The following is a 1,238-nucleotide window of genomic DNA, read 5'->3' on the forward strand; positions in this document are numbered from 1 at the left end:
TGAGGGGCCACGAGGTTTCCGGACAGGCACCCAATAGGGTTGTCCTGAACAAGGAAACGAGGACGAAGTGGCGCCACCCAGTAAGTACTCGCCGGAGTTCCGCGAGGAAGCCGTCCAGATCGCGTTGAGGTCAAGCAAGACGATCTCCGAAGTCGCCCGAGAGCTTGAGCTGAACTCGGAGACGCTACGCGGCTGGGTAAAGAAATACCAGAAGCAGCAGGAACCAGCCCCAGATGCGGAACTGACGGTGAACGAGCGGGCGCGCCTGAAGGAACTCGAACGACGCAACCGCGAGCTGGAGATGGAAGTCACCTTCCTGAAAAAAGCCGCAGCGTACTTCGCGAAGGATCCTCGGTAGCAAGCAAGTACGAGTTCATCGACGAGATGCGGCTCGACACCGAGAAGTACGCATACAGCGTCGAGTTCATGTGCGGCCGACTCGGCGTCTCCAGATCCGGCTACTACGACTGGCGATCCCGCCCGGAATCCGCGACAGCTCAGCGGCGCGAAGAACTGAAATTGCTCATCGAGAAAGCCTTCGCCATGTCCGACAGCACCTACGGGCACCGGCGCATCCAGGCCCAGCTGCACCGCTGGGGCGTCGCCGCGGGCGTGGAGTTGGTCCGCCGCCTCATGCGCGAACTGGGCCTGGTGCCCTGCCTGCCACGGCCGAAGAGGTTCAACCTCACTCAGGCTGCGGCCGGCCAGGTGCCGGACCTCGTCGGCCGCGACTTCACCGCGGATGCACCCGGCAAGAAGCTCGTCGGTGACATTACCTATATCGCGACCGGGGAAGGCTGGCTGTACCTCGCAACGGTCATCGACTGCTGCACGAAGGAAGTCATCGGTTACGCGATGGACGACCACTACCAAACCCCCCTGATATCCAGGGCGATCCGTAACGCGGCGCGGAACAGGAACCTCTCGGCCGACGCGATATTTCACTCGGATCGCGGAAGTAACTACATGTCAGCCGAGTTCGGGAGGGCGCTGGACCGCTTCGGGCTCCGCAGGTCTGCCGGCCGCACCGGGATCTGTTTCGACAACGCCATGGCCGAATCATTCTTCGGCGCCCTGAAGAACGAGCGCGTATCAAGGGTGACTTACCTGACCCGCGAGGCCGCCCGGCAGGACATCACTCGCTACATCGAATTCTGGTACAATCGCAAACGCCTCCACTCGGCGGTGGGTTACCGCCCTCCGCGCGAAGTCCACGCCGAGTACGAGAAGTTGCGAAT

1 protein-coding gene is annotated in these 1,238 nt (G+C 62.1%); it reads left to right on the top strand.

Annotation, left to right across the window (positions count from 1 at the left end):
- Positions 1-67: 67 nt before the first annotated feature.
- Positions 68-1,238, top strand: a protein-coding gene (locus ACWCQ1_RS52120; protein ID WP_451030138.1) for an IS3 family transposase whose coding sequence is annotated in 2 segments (ribosomal slippage) — positions 68-332 and positions 332-1,238 — 1,172 coding nt annotated over the 2 segments. Because the reading frame shifts where the segments join, the coding sequence is not laid out codon by codon here. This gene is flagged as partial in the annotation.

This window comes from Streptomyces sp. NPDC002144 (assembly GCF_053593695.1).